15 protein-coding genes are annotated in these 21,590 nt (G+C 72.7%); 10 read left to right on the top strand and 5 right to left on the bottom strand.

The genetic code is table 11. From position 1 onward, the window contains the following. Positions 1-66 precede the first annotated feature (66 nt). Positions 67-561: a hypothetical protein gene (locus EMA17_RS31935; RefSeq protein WP_126640639.1), complete on the bottom strand. Its 495-nt coding sequence runs from the start codon at positions 559-561 to the stop codon at positions 67-69. 257 nt (positions 562-818) lie between these two features. Here EMA17_RS31935 and EMA17_RS31930 point away from each other — a divergent pair, with 257 nt between their 5' ends. The 3 genes from EMA17_RS31930 (at position 819) to EMA17_RS31920 (ending at position 5,879) form a co-directional block, all read left to right on the top strand. Then, positions 819-2,300 carry an MFS transporter gene (locus EMA17_RS31930; RefSeq protein WP_246127029.1) on the top strand — a complete coding sequence of 494 codons (1,482 nt, stop codon included), beginning with the start codon at positions 819-821 and terminating at the stop codon, positions 2,298-2,300. Positions 2,301-2,454: 154 nt separating this feature from the next. Further along, on the top strand, positions 2,455-3,330 hold the full coding sequence (locus tag EMA17_RS31925; protein WP_126640638.1) for an ABC transporter ATP-binding protein: 876 nt from the start codon (positions 2,455-2,457) through the stop codon (positions 3,328-3,330). Positions 3,331-3,332: 2 nt separating this feature from the next. Next, positions 3,333-5,879 carry an ABC transporter permease gene (locus EMA17_RS31920; protein WP_246127028.1) on the top strand — a complete coding sequence of 849 codons (2,547 nt, stop codon included), beginning with the start codon at positions 3,333-3,335 and terminating at the stop codon, positions 5,877-5,879. A 176-nt stretch (positions 5,880-6,055) separates the two neighbouring features. Here the strand turns inward: EMA17_RS31920 and EMA17_RS31915 are convergent, their stop codons facing one another. Beyond that, the gene (locus EMA17_RS31915) at positions 6,056-6,730 is read right to left on the bottom strand and encodes a response regulator (RefSeq protein ID WP_126640637.1); all 675 of its coding nucleotides are present in this window, start codon (positions 6,728-6,730) and stop codon (positions 6,056-6,058) included. Further along, positions 6,727-8,112, bottom strand: coding sequence for a sensor histidine kinase (locus EMA17_RS31910; RefSeq protein ID WP_126640636.1), 1,386 nt, complete (start codon positions 8,110-8,112; stop codon positions 6,727-6,729). The genes EMA17_RS31915 and EMA17_RS31910 overlap by 4 nt, the downstream gene beginning before the upstream one ends. Positions 8,113-8,429: 317 nt before the next feature. Between EMA17_RS31910 and EMA17_RS31905 the strand changes: the two genes are divergently transcribed. Genes EMA17_RS31905 through EMA17_RS31895 form a run of 3 tightly spaced genes read left to right on the top strand, consistent with a single transcriptional unit; the run spans position 8,430 to position 12,442 of the window. Then, complete coding sequence (locus EMA17_RS31905; protein ID WP_126640635.1) at positions 8,430-9,056, top strand: DUF2269 family protein; 627 nt, start codon at positions 8,430-8,432, stop codon at positions 9,054-9,056. 59 nt (positions 9,057-9,115) lie between these two features. After that, positions 9,116-9,895 carry an ABC transporter ATP-binding protein gene (locus EMA17_RS31900; protein WP_126640634.1) on the top strand — a complete coding sequence of 260 codons (780 nt, stop codon included), beginning with the start codon at positions 9,116-9,118 and terminating at the stop codon, positions 9,893-9,895. Positions 9,896-9,901: 6 nt separating this feature from the next. After that, positions 9,902-12,442 (top strand): FtsX-like permease family protein, encoded by a 2,541-nt coding sequence (locus tag EMA17_RS31895; RefSeq protein WP_126640633.1) that lies wholly within the window; start codon positions 9,902-9,904, stop codon positions 12,440-12,442. A gap of 450 nt (positions 12,443-12,892) precedes the next feature. Here the strand turns inward: EMA17_RS31895 and EMA17_RS31890 are convergent, their stop codons facing one another. After that, the gene (locus EMA17_RS31890) at positions 12,893-16,723 is read right to left on the bottom strand and encodes an ABC transporter ATP-binding protein (protein ID WP_126640632.1); all 3,831 of its coding nucleotides are present in this window, start codon (positions 16,721-16,723) and stop codon (positions 12,893-12,895) included. A gap of 143 nt (positions 16,724-16,866) precedes the next feature. On the opposite strand from EMA17_RS31890, the gene EMA17_RS31885 reads away from it, so the two are divergent. Both EMA17_RS31885 and EMA17_RS31880 read left to right on the top strand, forming a co-directional pair. Continuing rightward, on the top strand, positions 16,867-18,207 hold the full coding sequence (locus tag EMA17_RS31885; RefSeq protein WP_126640631.1) for a GH1 family beta-glucosidase: 1,341 nt from the start codon (positions 16,867-16,869) through the stop codon (positions 18,205-18,207). Positions 18,208-18,471: 264 nt separating this feature from the next. Continuing rightward, the gene (locus EMA17_RS31880) at positions 18,472-18,675 is read left to right on the top strand and encodes a hypothetical protein (protein WP_126640630.1); all 204 of its coding nucleotides are present in this window, start codon (positions 18,472-18,474) and stop codon (positions 18,673-18,675) included. A gap of 214 nt (positions 18,676-18,889) precedes the next feature. On the opposite strand, the gene EMA17_RS31875 is transcribed toward EMA17_RS31880, so the two are convergent. After that, positions 18,890-19,447: a GlcG/HbpS family heme-binding protein gene (locus EMA17_RS31875; RefSeq protein ID WP_078978721.1), complete on the bottom strand. Its 558-nt coding sequence runs from the start codon at positions 19,445-19,447 to the stop codon at positions 18,890-18,892. 267 nt (positions 19,448-19,714) lie between these two features. On the opposite strand from EMA17_RS31875, the gene EMA17_RS31870 reads away from it, so the two are divergent. Both EMA17_RS31870 and EMA17_RS31865 read left to right on the top strand, forming a co-directional pair. Further along, the gene (locus EMA17_RS31870; RefSeq protein ID WP_126640629.1) at positions 19,715-20,926 is read left to right on the top strand and encodes a sensor histidine kinase; all 1,212 of its coding nucleotides are present in this window, start codon (positions 19,715-19,717) and stop codon (positions 20,924-20,926) included. Then, positions 20,923-21,555, top strand: coding sequence for a response regulator (locus EMA17_RS31865; protein WP_126640628.1), 633 nt, complete (start codon positions 20,923-20,925; stop codon positions 21,553-21,555). The genes EMA17_RS31870 and EMA17_RS31865 overlap by 4 nt, the downstream gene beginning before the upstream one ends. Positions 21,556-21,590 lie beyond the last annotated feature (35 nt).

Below are 21,590 nucleotides of genomic sequence, written 5' to 3'. Positions count from 1 at the left end.
CCTGTCGAAGTGTGGGCCGTGCGGCCCGCCGTCCGGCCCACCGAGGCGCGTGCCGGATGGTGGCGCCTACGTCGCCGTGCCCTCCGCCGCCGGGTTGCCGTCCGTCCGGGCGGCGAGCCAGTCGGGCCACGGGACCGGGGGATTGGGCAGGGGGGTGATGTCGCGTTCGGCGCACAGGCGTTCGAAGCCCTCGCGGTCGTCGGGGACCGCCCTCGGGTCGCCGCACATGATCTCGTACAACGTCGCGCCCTCGGGGCCGGCGATCAACGGGCCGAACGCGGCGCCCTGTTCGAGCGTGATGTGGGTGCCGGTCGGGCAGGGGCGGTCGCCGATCAGGACCTCGCCCGCCAGTACGAAGACGTAGTGCTCGGACATGTGGCCGTGGCGTTCGACCACGACGCCGGCGTCGTAGCGGGCGTAGATGACCAGGCGCTCGGGGGACCACTCCAGGAATTTCTCCCAGACCGACGTGCGCCGTCCGCCGTGCGACTGGGCCTTGACCTCGTGCCACGGGGTCTCGGAGATGTGGGTGATGCGCAGTTCCGGTTCTCGATCCGTCACGGGGTTGCCCTCCCAGAAGGTGACGATGCGTCAGATCGATCTTGGCATACGACCCCGTGCTGAGTTTTGCCCATTATTTGGCTGATTTCGGCGCTTCGAGCGGTAAATACTTACGGGGAATTTACCCCCTGGCCCCTTTTCCCGGTGACTCCATGTCGGGTCGGCCGCATACAGTCGGTTGATACACCCAACCAAGAATCCCCGTCGCGAGCCGCCGTGCGATCCAGTCGGTGTCCCGTACATGTAAGGAACCAGCCTTGAAGAGCGCGCAGCAGGCGCCGACCGCCACTGTCCCGCCCACCGCCCCCGGAACCCCGACCGCCTCCGACGCCCCCGGCGCCGACCGAGGGGGGATGAACCGGACCGGGTTCGTCCTGCTCGTCCTGATCATGGGCGCGCTCACCTACTCGCTGCTCCAGTCGATGCTGGCGCCGGCCCTGCCGCAGATCCAGACCGAGATCGGCGCGAGCGCGGACGCGACCTCGTGGCTGATGACCGGCTACCTGCTGTGTGCGTCGGTGACCACGCCCATCCTCGGGCGGCTCGGCGACATGTACGGCAAGAAGCGCCTGTTCGTGTTCACCATCGGGATGCTCGCGGTCGGCTCGCTGGTCTGTGCGCTCGCCGACTCCGTCGGGCTGATGATCATCGGTCGGGTGATCCAGGGCTTCGGCGGCGCGGTCTTCCCGCTGTCCTTCGGCATCGTGCGCGACGAGTTCCCGCCGGAGCGCCGGGCCGGTGCGATCGGGCTGATGTCGGCGATCATGGGCATCGGCGGCGGCATAGGCATCGTGGTGACCGGGCCGATCATGGACCACCTGTCCTACCACTGGCTGTTCTGGATCCCGATGGTCACCTGCCTGGTCACCGCGGTCGCGTCGTGGTTCCTGATCCCCGAATCGCCGATCCGGGTCAAGGCGAGAATCCACTGGCTCGGCGGCGCGCTGATGTCGCTCGGTCTGGTCGGCGTGATGCTCGCGCTGAGCAAGGGCGAGTCGTGGGGCTGGGGTTCGGTGAACACGGTCGGGCTGTTCGTGGCCGGATTCGTCTTCCTCGCGCTGTGGGTGTTCGCCGAGTCGCGCGCCGCGGAACCGCTCGTGGACATGCGGGTGATGCGGCTGCGCGGGGTGTGGGCGACCAACCTCGGCGGACTGCTCGTCGGCTTCTCGATGATGGCGGGGATGCTCCTGGTACCGCGCTTCCTGCAGATGCCGGAGAGCACCGGATACGGCTTCGGCACGACCGTGACCGTGTCCGGGCTGTACGTGCTGCCGCAGGCGTTCGCGATGTTGCTGATCGGGCCGATGGCGGGCGTGATCGACAAGCGCTTCGGGTCGAGGCTCGCGATGGTCGCCGGGTGTGTGCTGATGGCCGCCGGGTTCGTCTTCCTGGCGACGCTGCACACCCGCGGGTGGCACATCCTGGTGGCGATGTTCGTGTTCGGCATCGGCATCGGGCTCGCCATGTCGGCGATGGCCAACCTGATCGTCGGTGCCGTGCCGGTCGAGCAGACCGGCATCGCCACCGGCATCAACACCATCGCCCGCACCGTCGGCATGTCCTGCGCCAGCGCGATCTCCACCACGCTGCTCACCGCCAACCCCGGCCCGGGCGGGCTGCCCGCCGAACGCGGCTTCGTGCTGACCTTCGTCTGCGCCGCCGTCGCGGCGATCATCGCACTCGGCGTCACCTTCGTGGTGCCCCGCCGGGCCAAGCCGGGCGCCCGCCCCGTCGCCTGACCGACACGCCTCGTACCGAACCTCGGAGGTGGTGCTGACCCCACCCCCGATTCGCGTGGCCGCCCCATCGTGCCCGACCCCCCACGATCCGTAGCTTCGAACACGTTGGTTTCGACAGCGGTATCGGGCAGCGGTACAGGACACGGGAGGCAGCATGTTCGGGCGAGGCGGTCGTGGGACTCGGCGGACGAAGCGGGACGCCGAGTACCCCCCGCAGCACGGGTCGCCCGTGTCGACGGGCGGCGGGTCGCCCATGCCGGTGGGGCCGCCCGTGCCGGCGGATTGCGCGGTGCGGCTGGAGGCGGTGGCCAAGGCCTACGGGCGCGGCAGTTCCGCCGTCCACGCACTGCGCGGCATCGATCTGGTCATCCCCCGAGCCACCTTCACCGCGGTCATGGGTCCGTCCGGATCCGGGAAGAGCACCTTTCTGCACTGCGCCGCCGGCCTGGACCGGCCGGACGCCGGGCGGGTGCTGCTCGGCGCCGACGACCTGACCGCGATGAAGGAGAACCAGCTCACCCGGCTGCGCCGGACCCGGCTCGGCTTCGTGTTCCAGGCGTTCAACCTGCTGCCGTCGCTGACCGTGGAGAAGAACGTACTGCTCCCGCTGCGGCTCGCGGGGCAGCGGCCGGAACGCGGTCGGGCCGCCGAGGTGTTGGCGATGGTCGGCCTGGACCGGCACACCCGGCGGCGGCCCGCGCAGTTGTCCGGCGGCCAGCAGCAGCGCGTCGCGATCGCCCGGGCGCTGGTCACCCGGCCCGACGTGCTGTTCGCCGACGAGCCGACCGGCGCGCTGGACACCACCACCGCCGCCGAGGTGCTGGCGCTGCTGCGTCGGGCCGTCGACGACACCGGCGCCACCGTCGTGATGGTCACCCACGACCCGGTCGCCGCCTCCTACGCGGACCGGGTGGTCTTCCTGGCCGAGGGCAACCTCGCCGGAGAGCTGTACCGGCCCACCCCCGAGGCGATCGCGGCCCGGATGGTCGACCTGTCCCAGGGCAACACGCGGCAGCGACAGGCGGCCTGATCATGTCGCTGCTTCGCCCCAACGGTCTCGCCCGCACCTCCGTGCGTTTTCGGCCCGCGTCCTTCGCGGGCTCCTTCGTGGCGCTGGTCTTCGCCGCGATGCTGGTCACCATGTGCGGCGTGCTCCTGGAGAGCGGGGTCCGCGCGCACTCCACACCCGAGCGGTACGCCGACACGCCGGTCCTGGTCACCGGTCCCGCCAAGGTGCACAAACAACTCGGCAAGGGCGAGGGCAAGTACACCGAGTCCGCGCCGCTGCCCGAGCGCACCCGGATCGACGCCGGGCTCGCCGGTCGGATCGCCGCGGTGCCGGGGGTGCGCGCGGTGATCCCCGACGTGACCTTCCCGGCGCAGACGGGGCGCGCCGTGGTGGACGGGCACGGCTGGTCCTCGGCGGCGCTGGCCGGGACCCGCGCGGGCACCGCGCCGGGGGCCGGGCAGGTCGTGCTGACGAACGCGGCGGCCGGCGTGGCCGGTGGCGCCCCCAAGGTCGGCGACACCGTGTCGCTGACCACGCCCGGCGGCGAGGTCGCGCTGCGGGTGAGCGCGGTGGTGCCGGGTCGGGGCGCGCACCTGTACGTGTCCGACGCGGACGCACAGCGGCTGGCCGGGCATCCCGGCTCGGTCACCGCGATCGGCGTACTGACGGCCGCCGGCGCGGACCCGGGCACGGTGGCCCGCGACGTCCGTGCCGCGATGGCCGGCACCGACGTCAAGGTGTCCACGGGGGACGGCCGCGGCGCGGCCGAGTACATCGAGTTCGGCGACACCCAGGAGATGCTGACCTCGATCGGCGGCACCCTCGGCGGCATCGTGCTCCTGGTGGCGGTCTTCGTGGTCGCCGGGGCCACCGCGCTGTCGGTGGGTCAGCGGCGGCGCGACATCGCGCTGCTGCGCGCGGTCGGGGCCACGCCGTGGCAGATCCGCCGGATGATCGCCACCGAGACCGGCCTGGTGGCACTCGTGGCGGGCGCGGTCGGGGTGCTGCCCGGCGCGCTCCTCGCCCGCTGGTGGTTCGGCGCGATGGACGGCCGGGGCCTGATCGCGCACGGCGTCACGGTGTCGGTGGGCTGGATCCCGATGGTGGTGGCGATCGGGGCGGGCGCGGTGACCGCGCTGGGCGCGGGACTGCTCGCGGCCCGACGCAGCGCGAAGATCAAGCCGACCGAGGCGCTGGGCGACGCGGCCTCGGAGCGGGTGTTCGTCGGCTGGTTCCGGCTGCTGCTCGGACTCGGCACGCTCGGCGGCGCGATCGCGGTGACCCGGTTCGCGCTGCACGCGACCGGTGAGCAGGCGGTCGGCGCGTCGGGCGGCGTGATCATGCTGTTCATGATCGCGATCGGGCTGCTCGGGCCGATCCTGGCGCACGTACTGGTCTCGATGATCGGCTGGATCGGCAGCCGGTTCGGCACCATGGGGCAACTCGCGTTCGACAACGCCCGGGCCAACTCGCGGCGTCTGGCGTCGGCGATCACCCCGATCGCGCTGGCCGTCGCCTTCGCGGCCACGCTCACCTTCATGTTCGCGGCGGAGGACCACCACGCGAGCGTGCAGTCCCGGGACGCGGTCACCGCCGATCGGGTCCTGGCCGGGCCGGGCTTCGTGCCGCAGACCACCCAGCGGGTGGCCGCCGCTCCCGGAGTCGCGTCGGTGACGTCGGTGCTGAACACCTCCGTGGTGGTCGTGCGCGACGGCGGCCTCCAGAAGGAGAGCGCCCAGGGCGTCGGCGGCACCACGCGGGACCTGGCGACCACCCTGGACCTCGGGGTACGCGAGGGCAGCACCGACGCGCTCCGGGCCGGTGCGCCGCAACCCGAGGGCGGGGCCATCGCGTTGGACCGGCAGTTGGCGTCGGCGCTGCACGGCAAGGTGGGCAGGCCGGTGTCGTTGTGGCTCGGCGACGGTACGCCGATCAAGCCGGTCCTGGTGGCGATCTACGACCGGGGCATGGGCACCGCCGCGGCGACCCTGCCGCGCGCCGCGGTGGAGCGGCACGTGGAGACGCCGTGGGACGCGCGGCTCCTGGTGCGGTTCGCCCCCGGCGCCGACGTGCGGGCCGCGGACGCGGCGCTGACCGGGCTGGTCCGGCAACACCCGGGGACGTCGGTCGACGACCGGGCGGGCTACGCGGCCCGGGTGGACAAGGACCGCGAGGCGAACAAGTGGCTGAACTACATCATGTTGGTCATTCTCGCGGGGTTCGCGACGATCGCCGCGATCAACACGATGGTGGTCACCACGGTGGCCCGGAGCCGGGAACTGGGCCTGATGCGGATGATCGGCAGCACCCACGGGCAGGTCCGTGCGGTGATCCGGCGTGAGGCGATCCTGGTCGGGGTGATCGGCCTGGGCCTGGGCCTGTCGGTGGCACTGGCCAGCCTGGTGCCGTTCAACAAGGGCGCGTTCGACACCGCGACCCCCTACGTCCCGCTCCCGCTGTGCCTGGCGATCAGCGCGGCGGCCCTGCTCCTGGCCCCCCTGACCGTGGCCCCGGTCACGCGCCGACTGCTCCGAGTCACCCCGATCGACGCGGTGGGCGCAAAGGAATAACCCACCCGAAGCCCCGAAAGGGCGAGGCGGCGGCCACGAGCCCCCACCTCGCCCTTCGGGCGTGTCCCCACCCCACCCACCCGACACCCGGCGACACCCGCCGACCGGACCGACGGCCGGCAGGCAGGGCGCCACAGGCGCGCGACGCCGGCGCGGGCGGGTGGGCGGGCCGGGGTTCAGGGGGTGGTGTGGCCCGGGGTCACCAGGGCGGTTTCGTAGGCGAAGACCACGAGTTGGGCCCTGTCGCGGACGGACAGTTTGGTCATGGCCCGGCTCACGTGGGTTTTCGCGGTGAGGGGACTGAGGACCAGGTGTTCGGCGATCTCGTCGTTGGACAGGCCGCGGCCGACCAGGGTGACGATCTCCCGCTCCCGATCGGTCAGCAGGGCGAGTTCGGCCACCGGTGCGGCGGTCGGACGCAGCGCGCCGGCCGCGTACTCCTCGATCAGCCGGCGGGTCACGTTCGGCGACAGCAGCGCGTCGCCCGCCGAGACCACCCGGACCCCGCGCAGCAGTTCGGCCGGTTCGGTGTCCTTGACCAGGAAGCCGCTCGCGCCGTTGCGCAGCGCCTCGAAGACGTACTCGTCGAGGTCGAACGTGGTCAGGATGACCACCCGCACGGCGGTGAGCGCCGGATCCGCCGCGATCAGCCGGGCCGCCTCCAAGCCGTCCATGCCCGGCATGCGGATGTCCATCAGCACCACGTCGGGGCGCAGTTCGCGCGTGAGCCGCAGCGCCTCGCCGCCCTCGCCCGCCTCACCGACGACCTCCATGTCGGGCTGTGCGGACAGCAGGGCCCGAAAGCCCGCGCGCACCAGCGCCTGGTCGTCGGCCAGCACCAACCTGATCATGCGTCCCCCTCGTCGGGCTGCGCCGGATCGCCGGCGGTCGCCGCCGACTCGACCGGCGAATCCGCGTCGCCATCATGCCCGTCGGCGCGCTCACCGTAGGGGAGGTGCGCCTGCACGTGGAAGCCGCGCCCCGGCACCGGCCCGGCCACACAGCGCCCGCCGAGCGCGGCGGCCCGCTGGCGCATGCCGTGCAGACCGTTGCCACCGGAGGTCAGCGCGTCGTCGTCGGCCGGCCGCGGCGCTCCGGCGGCGCCCCGGCCGTTGTCCCGGATGGTCAGATCCAGGCCGGACTTCCCATAGGCGACCCGCACCACCGCCTCGCTCGCCGCGGCGTGCCGCAACGTGTTGGTCAGCGCCTCCTGGACGATCCGGTACGCGGCGAGATCCACCGCCGCGATCAACGGCCGGGCGGTGCCGGCGCGCTCGACCCGCACGGTCAGGCCGCCGGCCGAGGTGCGCGCGACCAGCTCGTCGAGCAGGTCCAGCCCCGCGGTGGGCGCGCGCGGGGCGCCGTCGGGGCCCGAACGGTCCACCGCGTCGCCCTTGAGGATCTCCAGCACCGAGCGCAGTTCGCCCAGCGCCTCGCGGCTGGCGTACTTGACCGCCGTCAGCGCCTCGCGCGCCTGCTCCGGGGACGAGTCCATCAACTCCAGGCCCACCGACGCCTGTACGTTCATCAACGAGATGTGGTGGGCCAGCACGTCGTGCAACTCACGGGCGATCCGCAGCCGTTCGTCACCCGCCCGGCGGCGCTCGGCCTCGGCCAACCCGAGCGACTGCACCCGGGCCCGCTGTTCCTCGGCGGCGAGGTAGGCGCGGCGCAGTCGCACCACCTCGCCGATGCCCGCGAGCACCAGCATCCACGCGGCGAGACCCAGCGCGAGGCCCGGGGCGGGTATCGACTCGGCGGTCACCAGCGGGGAGATCCAGACGAAGCTCGTGTAGCCCACCGCGAGCACCACATACGCCAACAGGCGCAGGCCGGCGGCGAAGGCGCTCCACAGCGCGATGATCATCGCGAGGAAGAGCGGCCCGCGCGGATAGTCGAGCATCGTGTAGAGCAGCCCCGCGCCGACCGCCACCAGGAGTACACCGGCCGGATACCGCCGGCGCACGATCAGCGCCAACGGACCGAGCGCGATCAACAGCACGCCCCACACGTCCAGGCCCCGGGGAGCGTCCGACTGGTGCCGGGCCGCGAACACCATCGTGACCACCTGGATCGCACAGACCAGCAGCGCGAGCGCGACGTCGCGCACCGCGCGGGGGATCGGGCGCAGGGCGTGTGCGAGCCAGCGCGCCCCGGGACCGGAAGCGCGCAGCCACGGCGGCCCGGGGCGGGAGCCCGGGTGCCGGGGCGAGAGGTTCGAGGGGCTCGTCATGTGATCAACGGTAGGGGGAGTCGGGGGCGCCGCGCGTCGGCTGAGCGTGGGCTTGTCGGATGCTCCCGAGGGAGCAGATCAAGCCCCGTGGACTGCTTCCCAGGGAGCAGGAAAGCACCGGTCGACCCGCCCTTCGACCTGCCGGCGCAGCAGGCCCGGTGCATCCCCCGGCCGGACGCCGGCCGGCCCGCGAATCGGAAGAGTTGAACCCGTCGACGAGGCCGCGAATCCCACCGGATCCCACCCCTCGCCGGCACTGCCCGGGCCTACCCGCCCGACTGCGCGTCCCCGACCGTCAGCATGCCAGGAGGCACACCGTGAACGCGTCCCCGACAACCGGGACCAGGCGCTACTCGAAGTCCGTCCGCCGAGGCGTCAACTCCGCGCACGTCGTCTTCGCCGTCGGGCTCCTGGGCATCGAGTGGGTGATGCTGGCGATCGCGGTCGTGGGCCGTACGACCGACGACCGCGCCCTGCAACACAGCGCCTATCGGCTCATGCGCGTCTTCGTCTTCACCGGCGGCATACCGTTCGCCGTGCTCGCGCTGGTCACCGGCGTGCTGTTGTGCCTGAACACGCCGTGGGGGCTGTGGCGGTACCTGTGGATCAAGGTCAAGATCGTGCTGCTCATCGCGGTGATCGTGGCCGGAGCGGGCGTGATCAGCCAGTTCGCGCACCGGATGATCGCGCACAGCGCCCCGGACGGAAACGCGGACGCGCTGCCGCCGCTGCAGACCTGGCACATCGTCCTGGTGGTCTTCCAGGTGGTCGCGCTGATCGTCGCCACGGCGCTGTCCGTCTTCAAACCGTCCGGCGATCGATCCCGCGGCCGGTCCGGGCCGCGTCGACGCCCCGGCGGCGCCGAGGACACGACCGGCGCCGCGGACCGATCCGGCCCGACGTCCGCCGCCAACCCCACGCACCAGCGCGCCGGCGCCGGCTGATCCGCGCCGCGCGCCACCCGTTCCCTTCCGTCCACCCGCAACTCCTCGCGAGGATCGTCATGACCACGAACATCGACCCCACCGTCCCGGACGCGGCCCGCGCCGTGCGCGTGTCCCGCGTACACGGCGAGGGGGACACCACCGTGCGCGCCCTGGACGATGTCACCATCGGCTTCCCGCGCGGCAGATTCACCGCCGTGATGGGTCCCTCGGGATCCGGGAAGTCCACGCTGCTGCACTGCCTGGCGGGCCTCGACGCCGTCACCGACGGCGCGGTCTACCTGGGCGACACCGAACTCGGCTCGTTGAGCGACCGACAGCTCACCCGGCTGCGCCGGGACCGGATCGGCTTCGTCTTCCAGGCGTTCAACCTGCTGCCGACCATGACCGCCCTGGAGAACATCGTGCTGCCCGCGTCGCTCGCCGGGCGCAGGTCCGACCCGGCCTGGCTGGATCGGGTGGTGGCCGCGGTCGGATTGGAGCAGCGGTTGCAGCACCGACCCGGCGAGCTGTCGGGCGGCCAGCAGCAGCGCGTCGCGGTGGCCCGGGCGCTGGTCGGCCGGCCGGAGATCGTGATGGCGGACGAGCCGACCGGCAACCTCGACTCGCGGGCCGGCGCCGAGGTGTTGGCGCTGCTGCGCGACGCCGTGGACGAACTCGGGCAGACCGTGCTGATGGTCACCCACGATCCGGTCGCGGCGGGCTACGCGGACGGCGTGGTGTTCCTGGCCGACGGTCGCATAGCGGACTACATGGAGGCGCCGACGCCGGACCGGGTGCTGGACCGGATGAAGGCGTTCGATCGTGTCGCCGCCGGTGCCGGCGCCCGAGGGGAGTGACGTCCGATGCTGATCCGTCTCTCACTCGCCAACCTGTGGGCCCGCAAACGCCGGCTCGTGGGACTGTCCCTCGCGGTGCTGCTCGGCACCGCCTTCCTCTCCGGCGCGCTCGTGCTCGCCGACACCATGAGCTCGTCCATCGGCGGGCTGATTCGTGACAGCGGAGCCGGCACCGACGTGGTGGTGCGCAACGCGACCGCGGTCACCGACCGGCCCGGCAGCCAGCGCGGCGGCATCGACGCGGCGCTGGTGGACCGGGTCCGGGCGGTGCCGGGAGTCGCCGCCGCCGAGCCGGTCATCCAGGGCTACGGCCAGGTGGTCGGCAAGGACGGCAAGGCGCTCACCGGCAACGGCCCCAGGACAGCGGGCAATTGGGTGCCGGATCCGGCACTGACGCCCTACCGGCTGGCCACCGGGCGCGCCCCCGCCAAGTCCGACGAGGTGGTGATCGACCGGGCCACCGCCAAACAGGGACACCTCGTCCCCGGCGACCGGGTCACCGTGCTGACCCCGGGGCCGGTCCCGGTCACGATCGTCGGCGTCGCCACCTTCGGCGACGAGGACGCCTTCGGCGGCGGCTCGTACACCGCCTTCGACCTCGAGGGGGCGCGCCGGTACGTGCAGCGCGATCCGGGCAAGGTCGGCACGATCGCCGTGCGGGCCGCGGCCGGCACCGACCAGAAGGAGTTGGCCGGGCGGATCCAGCGGGCGCTGCCCGCCGACACCCAGGCGCTGCCCGGGAAGGCGGCCACGGGGGAGGCGGTCGACGCCGTCGAGGACGGCTTCCTGAAGGTCTTCCGCACCTTCCTGACCGTGTTCGCGGCGATCGCGCTGGTGGTCGCGGCCTTCTCGATCAACCACACCTTCTCCGTGGTGGCCGCGCAGCGCACCCGCGAGGTCGCGCTGATGCGGGCGCTGGGCGCGAGCCGTGGGCAGGTGCTGCGGCAGGCGCTGATCGAGGCGTTGCTGATCGGCGTGGTGGCGTCCGCCGCCGGGCTGGCCGCCGGGCTCGGACTGGCCGCCGGGCTGAAGGAGTTGTTCGCCACGATCGGCTTCACGCTGCCCGCTCGGGGGCTGGTCTTCAAGGCGGCGACGGCGCTGACGGTATTGCCGGTGGGCATCCTGGTGACGGCGTTCGCGGCGCTGGTGCCGGCCCTGCGCGGGTCGCGGGTGGCGCCGGTGACGGCGCTGCGCGGTGCGGGAGCCGAGCAGGCGCGGTTGCCGCGGCGTCGACTCGTCGCGGGACTGGCGCTGCTCGCGGCCGGGCTCGGGATGGGCATCGTCGGCGGTGGCATGGTGGGCCTGGCCGTCGCGGCGCCGGCGGTGCTCGCGGGGGTCCTGCTGGTCGCCCCGGCGGGCATCCGGGCCGCGGGTGGCCCACTGACCGCTTTGCTGCCGCGACTGCGCGGCGCGCCCGGTGCGTTGGCGCGGGGCAACCTGCTGCGCAGTCCGCGTCGGACCGCCGGTGCGGCGACGGCGATGTTGCTCGGGATCACGATCGTGACGGTGTTCGCGGTGTTCGCGGCCTCGCTCAAGGAGGGCTCCGGGGCGGAGACCCGCAAGGTGGTCGCCGGGCAATTGGTGATCGGCGGCTCCTCGCCCGCCGGCTGGGCCGGTGGCGGACACAGCCCCGAACTCACGCGCCGGACGGCGCAGATACCGGGCGTCGAGACGGTGAGCGGGCTGCGCAACGCGACCTCGCTCGTGGACGGGCAGAGCCGGCAGATGCTCGCCGTCGACTCGGCTCGGTTGGACCGGCTGTTCAACCTCGACGTGACCGGCGGGCGGGTGACGGCACTGGGCCCGGCCGGGATGGCCGTGTCGAAGAGCGCCGCGAAGGATCGTGGCTGGGTGCTCGGTTCGACGACCGAGGTCACCTTCCCCGACGGCGCGCGGCAGCGCTTCACGGTGACGGGGCTGTACGACCGCACGGCGATCGTCGGCGACTATCTGATCGATCGCACCGCGTGGGAGTCGCACGCGGACGCGGCCCTGGACGCGGCGACGGTGCTGCGGCTGGCGCCGGGTGTGGCCACGGGGACGGTCAAGGCCGAGGTGCAGCGGATCGCCAAGGACTACGGCGCGCCCCCGGTGCGTGATCGGGAGGGGTTCGTGGCGGCCCGGGCGGAGATGTTGCAGACGCTGGTCGCGGTGGTCTACGTGCTCCTTGCGCTGGCGCTGCTGATCGCGCTGGGCGGGATCGCCAACACACTGTCCCTGGCGGCCCACGAACGCACCCGTGAACTGGGCCTGTTGCGGGCGATCGGGGCGGCCCGGGCCCAGGTGCGGTCGGCGCTGCGCTGGGAGTCGACGCTCGTGGCGGTGATCGGGGCCGCGGCCGGGCTCGTGGTCGGGCTGTTCCTGGGGTGGGTGGCGATTCGCGCGATCGGCGGCGCGAACACGGGGGCGGCGCTGCCGTTCGCGATTCCCTCGGTGCAGTTGGCGGTGCTGGTCGTGGTGGGCGCGGTCGGTGGGTTGGTGGCCGGAGCGCGTCCCGCTGCGCGGGCTGCGCGGTTGCCGGTGCTGCGCTCGATTTCGGCCGAGTAGGCATTGGCCTCAACCGCCGGCCGGGCTGGGTGTGTTTTGGCCGGCGGTTGGGTTTTGCTCGGCTTTGGCCTCAAGCGCCGGCCGGGCTGAAGTGCTCCGGTTGGTGGGTGGGTTGGCCACATGTGCCGGTCGGGTTGGGTGTGTTTTGGGCGGTGGTTGGGTTTTGTTTGGCTTGGCCTCAAGCGCTGACCGGGCTGAAGTGCTTTGGCTGGTGGGTGGGTTGGCGTCGTGTGTTGGTCGGGTTGGGTGTGTTTTGGCTGGTGGTTGGGTTTTGTTTGGCCTCAAGCGTTGGTCGGGCTGAAATGTTTGGGCTGGGCTTGGGTGGTGTGGGCCGCTGTGGCCTTGGCGTCGAGCAGCGCGGTGGCCGCCCTGCCGCGCCGGTGTTGGATTCGGGTGTTGGGTGGGCTTGGGGTTTTGCTCGTGTTCGGGGTTACGTGCCGGGCGGAGGGGTTAGGCGGCGCGTTTGGGGGTGGTGGTGAAGGCTGCCCATAGGGAGGCGTAGGGGCCGGGTCTGGTGAGGAGTTCGGTGTGGGTGCCGAGTTCGACCAGGCGGCCGCGGTCGATTACCGCGATGCGGTCGGCTCGGGCGGCGGTGGTGAGGCGGTGGGCCACGACCAGGGTGGTGCGGCGGCCGGTGAGGGTTTCCGTGGCTCGGGTGACCGCGGCCTCTGTGGCCAGGTCGAGGGCGGCGGTGGCCTCGTCGAGCAGGAGGATGTCCGGGTCGACCAGGTAGGCCCGGGCGAGCGCGATCAACTGGCGTTGCCCGGCCGACAGGTTGCGGCCGCGTTCGCCGACGTCGTGGAGGTAGCCCCCGGCCAGGTCGGCGATCGTCGCGTGCGCGCCGACCGCGCGGGCCGCCGCCTCGACCTCGGCGTCGCTCGCGTCCGGGCGGCCGTACGCGATGGCGTCCCGGACGCTGCCGGGGGCCAGATACGCCTCCTGCGGAACGATGCCGAGCCGGTGCCGGTAGGCCGCGAGGTCGTAGTCGCGGACGTCCACCCCGTCCACGGTCACCGCGCCCGACGTCACGTCGTAGAACCGGGCCACCAGCTTGACCAGCGTCGACTTGCCCGCGCCCGTCTGCCCGACCAGCGCGAGCGTCTCACCCGGCTCGATCCGCAGCGTCACGCCCGACAACACCTCGGGGGACCCCGCGGCCACCGACGCCGCGCCCACATCCGCGCCCGCCTCAGCTTCCGCCTCCGCGAACGCGGGCGCGTTGTAGGCGAAGTGCACGTTCTCGAAGGCGATCGCGCCCTTGAGCCCGCCGATCGGCACCGGCACCGCGGTGGCCGGCGGCGGCGTCGTGGTGGGCGTCCGCAGCAGGTCGCGGATCCGGCGCAGCCCCACCGCCGCCTGCTGATACCCGTCGAACACCTGCGAGAGCTGCTGGATCGGCGAGAAGAACATGTCGATGTAGAGCAGGTACGCGATCAACGCACCGGCCGACAACGTCCCGCCGCCCACCCGATGCGCCCCGACGATCAGCGCGAGCGCCGCCGCGAGGCTGGACAGGAACTGCCCGAACGGGAAGTACAGCGCGATGTAGCGCTGCGCCCGAAGCCGGGACGCGCGGTAGTCGTCGCTGCGTTCGGCGAACCGCTCCGAATTGCGCCCCTCGCGCCGAAACGCCTGCGACACCCGCAACCCCGCGACGTTCTCCTGGAGATCGGCGTTGACCACGCTGACCTTCTCGCGTGCCTCCGTATACGCCTTCGACGACCGCGACCGGAACACCACCGTCGCCGCGATCAACACCGGCAACACGCTCATCACGATCAGCCCGAGCTCCCAGTCGAGCACGAGCAGCGCGACCATGATCCCGAAGAAGGTCAGCACACTGACCACCGCGCTGATCAGCCCGGTCTGCAAGAACGTGGACAGCGCGTCCACGTCGGTGGTCATCCGGGTCATGATCCGCCCGGACAACTCGCGTTCGTAGTAGTCCAGACCGAGCCGTTGCAGATGCGCGAACGTTTTCACCCGCAGCGTGTACAACAACCGCTCGCCGGTGCGGCCCGCGACCATCGCCTGCCCGACGTTGACGAACCAGTCCGCCATCACGATCACGATGGCGATCAGCGACACCGTCATGATCGCGCCGGTGGCCCCGTCGTCGATGCCCCGGTCGATCCCGTCCCGGATCAGCGCCGGCAACGCGAGTTGGGCCCCGGTGTCCAGGATCACCAGTACGAACCCGAGCAGCAGCGCCCAGCGGAACGGTCGCAGCAGCGACCGCAGATCGAACGCCGCGTCCGAGCGCCGCGCCGCCACGTCGTCCACGTCGGGCGTATCCGTCGCCGGAGGCAACTTCTCCACCTGCGCCAGCAGTTCGGGCGTGGCCTGGAGCATCGCCGCCCAACTCCCCGGACCGCCCGCGGTCCGGGTACGGGCCACCGCACTCGCGCTGCGCGCCGGGCCATCGGACGACGCCGTCGCGCGATCCCACAACCCGGGAGTCACCCCGTTCCCGCCGGCCGAGGACGCGCCCGCCTCGGCGAGCGCCGACGGAAGTTGCGCGTCCACCCCCTCGGCGTCGTCGCCCGGCCCGGACAGCAGCAGGCGATACAGCGGACACCGCGCGGTCAACTCGTCGTGGGTGCCCACGTCCACCAGCCGGCCCCGGTCCAACACCGCGATCCGGTCGGCCAGTTCCAGCGTCGAGCGACGGTGCGCGACCAGGATCGTGGTCCGCCCCGCCATCACCCGGTGCAGCGTGGCGTGGATCTCCGCCTCGATCTTGGGGTCCACCGCCGAGGTGGCGTCGTCGAGCAGCAGGATGCGCGGATCGGTGAGCAACGCCCGGGCCAGCGCCACCCGCTGCCGCTGTCCGCCGGACAGGGTCAAGCCCTGCTCGCCGACCACCGTGTCGTAGCCGTCGGGCAGTTCCCGGATGAACTCGTCCGCCTCGGCCGCCCGCGCCGCCGCGAGCACCTGCTCGTCGGTCGCGTCCGGCCGCCCGTAGGCGATGTTGGCGCGCACCGAGTCGGAGAACAGGAAGCTGTCCTCCATCACCAGCCCGATCGCCGCGCGCAGCGAGTCGAAGGTCAGGTCCCGCACATCGCGCCCGTCCACCCGGATCGCGCCCGACTGCACGTCGTAGAACCGGGGGAGCAGCATCGACACCGTGGACTTGCCCGATCCCGACGTGCCGACCAGCGCCAAGGTCTCACCCGGCTCCACCCGCAACGACAGCCCGTCCAGCACCGGACGCGAGGCCACGTAGCCGAACCGCACGTCCGCCAACTCGACCGAGGCGGCGACCGCCGGCAACACCTCGGCGTCCGGCTTCTCGGTCACGATCGGCTGCGAGTCGATCACCTCGAAGATGCGCTCCACGCTGGCCCGCGCCTGCTGGCCGAAGGTCAGCAGACCGGACAACATCCGCACCGGGCCGACCAACTGGCCCAGGTAGGCGGAGAAGGCGAGGAAGGTACCGAGGGTGATCTCCCCGCGCACCGCCAGCCACCCGCCGAGCGCGAGCACGCCGACCTGACCGAGCGCGGGGATCGCGGACAACGTCGGGGTGTACCGGCTGTTCAACCGCACCGAGCGCAACCGGGACGCGAACAGCGTGCGACCGGCCGTCTCGAGCCGGGCCAACTCCTGCTCCTCCTGCCCGAAACCCTTGACCACCCGCACCCCGGTGACCGCGCTCTCCACCACCCCGGCCAGCGCGGCGGCGTCCTGCTGGGCCTGCCACGTGGCCGGGAACAGCCGCTTCCTGGACAGGTAGGCCACCGCGAACAGCCCCGGACCCACCGCGAGCGAGACCACCGTGAGCAGCGGGGACAGCCAGAACATCACGCCGAGCGAGATGACGAACAGCAGCACGTTGCCGGTCATCATCGGGATCATCGCCATGAAGCCCTGGACCATGGTCACGTCGGAGATGCCCCGACTGACGATCTGTCCGGTCTGCAACTCGTCCTGCCGGGCACCGTCCAGGCGGGAGAGCGCGCCGAAGATCCGGGTGCGCAGGTCGTACTGCACGTCGAGGGACAACTTGCCGCCGACATAGCGCCGCGCGTAGGCGCACCCGAAGGTCACCAGGGCCGCGCCCACGAGCAGGATCGACAGCGGCACCAGGTCGCCCAACTCACCCGCGACCGCGTCGTCGACCACCCGGCGCTGGACGAGCGGTACGAGCGCGGTGACGGCCATCCCCACGAGGGAGGCGCCGAACGCGATCAGCACGCTGCTCCGATACCGCCACGAGGCCGCCATGAGTCGGCGAAGCCAGCCGTGTTCGGGGCGGCCTGGCGCGGGTCCGGTTGTCATAGTCAACCATTCTAATTGTTAACCCAGGAAACGATGTTCGGACAAGCACACCGAGCCCTGGACCCCGTACACCCACCGGGCCATCATGGGCCGCGCCCCGGCGCCGCCGGCGCGCCCGCCCACCGCCGACCCACGGAGCCGCCATGACGTCCCCCGCCACCCCCTGGGACCTGCCCGCCGGGTTCTCCTGGGGTACCGCCACCGCCGCCTACCAGATCGAGGGCGCGGTCGACGAGGACGGCCGAGGCCCCTCGGTCTGGGACACCTTCTGCGCCCAACCCGGCCGGATCCGCGACGGCCACACCGGCGCGGTGGCCTGCGACCACTACCACCGCTGGGCCGAGGACGTCGACCTGATGGCCGGCCTCGGCGTGGACGCCTACCGCTTCTCCATCGCCTGGCCCCGCGTACAACCCGACGGCCGGGGCCGGCCCAACCCGGCCGGCCTGGACTTCTACGACCGCCTCGTCGACGCGCTGATCGCCCGCGGCATCACACCCACCCCCACGCTGTTCCACTGGGACCTGCCACAGGCCCTGGAGGACGACGGCGGCTGGCTCGCCCGGGACACCGCCGCCCGATTCGCCGACTACGCCGGGCACGTGGCGGACCGCCTCGGCGACCGGGTGCGCACCTGGATCACCCTCAACGAGCCCTTCATCCACATGGCCTGGGGCTACGCGCTCGGCGTGCACGCACCCGGTCACGCGCTGCTCCTGGACGCGCTGCCCGCCGCGCACCACCAACTGCTCGGCCACGGGCTGGCCGCACGCGTGCTGGGCGGCGCCGGCGCCGAGCGCGTCCTGGTGTCCAACAACCTGACCCCGGTGACGGCCGCGAGCGAGAGCGAGGCCGATCGCGCCGCCGCGGCCGCCTACGACACCCTGCACAACCGACTGTTCACCGATCCGCTGCTGCTCGGCCGCTACCCGGACCTGGCCGCCTACGGCCACGACCGCGACGCGCTGCCGTTCGTCGAATCCGGCGACCTCGACCTGATCGGCGGCTCGCTGACCGGCCTGGGCGTCAACTACTACAACCCGACGGTGATCGCCGCGGCCGAGCCGGACGCCGCGCTGCCCTTCACCACGGTGGAGATCACCGGTGTGCCGCGCACCGCGTTCGACTGGCCCGTGGTGCCGGAGGGGCTGACCACCCTGTTGACCGGACTCGGCGCGCGCTACGGGGACGCGCTGCCGCCGATCTGGATCACCGAGAACGGCTGCTCGACCGCCGAGGGCCGGGACGATCCGGAACGCATCGCGTTCCTCGACGGCCATATCGCAGCGGTGGCCGCGGCGGGCAAAGCGGGAATCGACGTGCGCGGCTATTACGTGTGGTCCCTGCTCGACAACTTCGAATGGGCCGAGGGCTATCACCAGCGCTTCGGCCTGATCCATGTCGACTTCGCGACCGGGACCCGCACGCCGAGGGCGTCGTATCACTGGCTGCGCGAGCGCATCGGCGTCGGGCGGCCGGGATAACGCCCGGCACGGGACATGGACACGTGTGGGAGCGCGCAGGCGCACAATCCTCACCCTTCCGAGTGAAATTGCGTGTCCTGGCCCCTGGGCCAACCGATGACGTCACCCGGGAGGGCGAACGGCGTCTTTTTCTTTGCCGACAAAACCTTAGAGTTGCCGCGCCGCCATGAAATCCCCGGGCGGCGCGGCGGAGCCGTGCCCGGAATTCCCGGTGCGACGGGACGCCGATTCGCTTACCCGACGTCCCCGGTGAAGGGCAATTCCATGGTCAAGCACGGATTTCGCAAGGCGGCAGTGATCGCGACCGCGGTCATCTTCGGCTCGATGGCCTCGCTCTACATTCCCGCGGCACGCGCCGCGCAGACGCCCCGAGAGCCGCTGACGCCGGACAGCTTCCTGCCCGCCCAACTGCTGTTGCCCTTGCAGAGCGCGGTCTTCAACACCCGGGGGACGGCGCTCTTCGGCTGACCGCCCCGGGTGGCGGGGGACCACGATCCGGTGTACGGGCCGACGCCGGACATGCACGGACCGGTACGGGCGGTGTACGGATCGACGCCGGCGGTGTACGGACCCCCGCCGGTCGGGCCATCCACGCCCGGCGGGCGATCCCGGAGCCGGGGAGGTCGTGGCGGTGCGGGCCGCGACCTCCCCCTCCACCCCGGGATCGCCCCGCGGCGGTCGGCTACTTCAGCTGACCGGCGATGGCGGCCAGGCCCTCGGCGGCGTACTTCTCGTCCAGGTCGCCGGCGGGGGCACCGGCCACCCCGATGCCCACGATCGGGGCGCCGTCCACCGCCACCGGCACCGCGCCGGCCAGGAACAGCGTCCCGGGGATGTCCCGGAGCGAGGCGCCCGGCGCGGTCACCCGCTGGGCCAGGGCCGAGGTCGGCGCGTTCCAGGACACGGCGGTGTACGCCTTGCGCCGGGCCGACTCCTCCGACTGCGGGCCCGCGCCGTCGCCCTTGAGCACCACGCGCGTCGAGCCGTCGCGGGCCACCACGACCACGGTGACCTTCTGACCGTCCTTCTCGGCGGCGTCGAGCGCGGCCTGCGCGGCCTTGCTCGCGGCGTCCACACCCAGCGTCTTGACCTGCACCACGGCCGGCGCCGGACGCGCGTCGTGCCGGGCCTCGGTCGCGCTCGGCACCTGGGCGGCCGCGACGCCGGCGGTGACCGCGCCGACCGCCGCCAGCGAGAAGACCCCGGTCAGTACCCGACCACGCGTGGAAAAGTTGCTCATCGTCCTACCTCTTTCGCGTCTTGCGCGACAGTCCCGCGTCGTCTCCTGGCGGTTGTCGTCGGGTGGTTTTCCCGATGCCTCCACCCTCCCGGCCGCGCGCCCGCCCGCCATCGGCAAAGCCGCCGGTCCCGGCACGCCGGTCGGGCGGTGCGAAGATCAACCGATCGGCCGATCCGCGCCTGGGCGAGCCGGTCCACGGTGGAGTCGACCGTCGATCCGCGCGCGTCGCGCGTGATCGAGCCGACCGGGACAGGGAACAGGTACGTCGTGCCCCCACAGCGAACGGAACCGTGGCCGGTCCGGCACGCCGGGCTGGTGATCCACGCGGGATTCCTGCTGCTGCTCGCCGCGTCGCTGGGCCGCTACACGGTTCGGCACGGCACCGACGGCCGGGCCCCGTGGGTCTTCGCGCTGGCCGCGCTGCTCGCCGCGCTCTACCTGGCCGGTCTGGCGCTGCCGCCGGAGCGCTCGCCCGCCCGGCTGGCCTGGCTGGCCGCGGTGCTCGCCGCGTGGCTGGCGCTGGTCACCGCCGCGCCCAGCTTCGCGTGGTGCGCGGTGCCACTGCTGTACACCGGCCTGCGGGTGCTGCCGACCCGGGCGGCGATCGGCACCGTGGTCCTGCTGACCACGGCCGTGGTGATCGCGCAGTATCGGCTCGCCGACACGATCGACCCCAGCCTGTTCCTCGGCCCGCCCGCGGTCGCCGCGATCGCCACCGCCGTCTTCACCCGCATGCGCAGCGACCAGGAACGGCTGCGCGCCACCGCCGCCGAACTGGCGGTCAGCGAGCGCCGGGCGGGCATGCTGGCCGAGCGCGAGCGGTTGTCCCGGGAGATCCACGACACCATCGCCCAGGGCACCTCCAGCTTGCGGATGTTGCTCCAGGCCGCCGACCGCGCCTGGGAGACCGACCCGACGGCGGCCCGCGCGCACGTACGCCGGGCCGAGCAGGTGGCGGCGCTCGGCGTGGAGGAGACCCGCCGCTTCGTCCGGGACCTGGCCCCCGTCGAACTGGCCGACGCGCCCGGCCTCGCGGGCGGCCTGGCCCGGGTCGTCGACCGCTTCCGCGCCGACGACGGGCCCGACGTCGCGCTCGCCGTGGACGGACGTTCCCGCCCGCTGCCCGCGCCGGTCGAGGCCGCGCTCACCCGGACCGCCCAGGGCGCGCTGGCCAACGTGCGCGAGCACGCCCGCGCCCGGACGGTGCACGTGACCCTCACCTACCTGCCGGACCGGGTCGCCCTGGACATCCGCGACGACGGCGTCGGCTTCGACCCGACCCTGCCCCGGAGCGGCGACCTGCGCGGTTACGGACTCCCGTCGCTGCGCCGCCGCCTGGCCGAGGTCGGCGGCGAACTCACCGTCGAAAGCGCCCCCGACGAGGGCACCGCCCTGGCCGCCACCGTCCCCGACGCCGCGAGCCCCCCGACCCCCACGCCACCCCCACCCGCCGATCCCGACCCCGGAGCCGCCCCGTGACGCCGATCCGTCTCGTCGTCTGCGACGACCACGCCGTGGTGCGGGCCGGGCTGCTCGCCCTGTTCGCCGGTGAGGACGGGATCGAGGTGATCGGGGAGGCGGCCGGCGGCGAGGAGGCGGTCCGGCTCGCCGCCGCGCTGCGCCCCGACGTGGTGCTGATGGACCTGCAACTGGTCGGCGGGATCGACGGCGTCGAGGCCACCGGGCGACTGCTCGCGCTGCCCGAGCCGCCACACGTCCTGGTGTTGACCATGTACGACACCGACGCGGACGTCTCGCGCGCGATCGAGGCGGGCGCGGCCGGTTACCTGCTCAAGGCGGGCAGCCCGGAGGACCTGTTCCGGGCCGTGCGCGACGCCGCCGCGGGCCGCACCGTACTGGCCCCGGAGGTGGCCGCCCGCCTGTTCAGCCGGATGCGCAAGCCGGACGGCACGCTCACCGCCCGCGAGGTGGAGATCCTGCAACTGCTCGCGCGCGGCGTCGGCAACGCGGAGATCGCCCGCCGGCTGTTCATCTCCCAGGCCACGGTGAAGACCCACCTGGGCCACATCTACGCGAAGCTCGGCGTGGACACCCGTACCGCCGCGGTCAGCGTCGCCACCGAGCGGCGCCTGATCCGGCTGACCTGACGGCCCGTCACCCGAAACCTCGACGGCCTTGCCAA

The organism is Embleya hyalina (assembly GCF_003967355.1).
In the GTDB taxonomy this organism is placed as follows: domain Bacteria; phylum Actinomycetota; class Actinomycetes; order Streptomycetales; family Streptomycetaceae; genus Embleya; species Embleya hyalina.
Note: the sequence above shows the minus strand (reverse complement) of the source record. Positions and strands in the feature narration are given on the sequence as shown.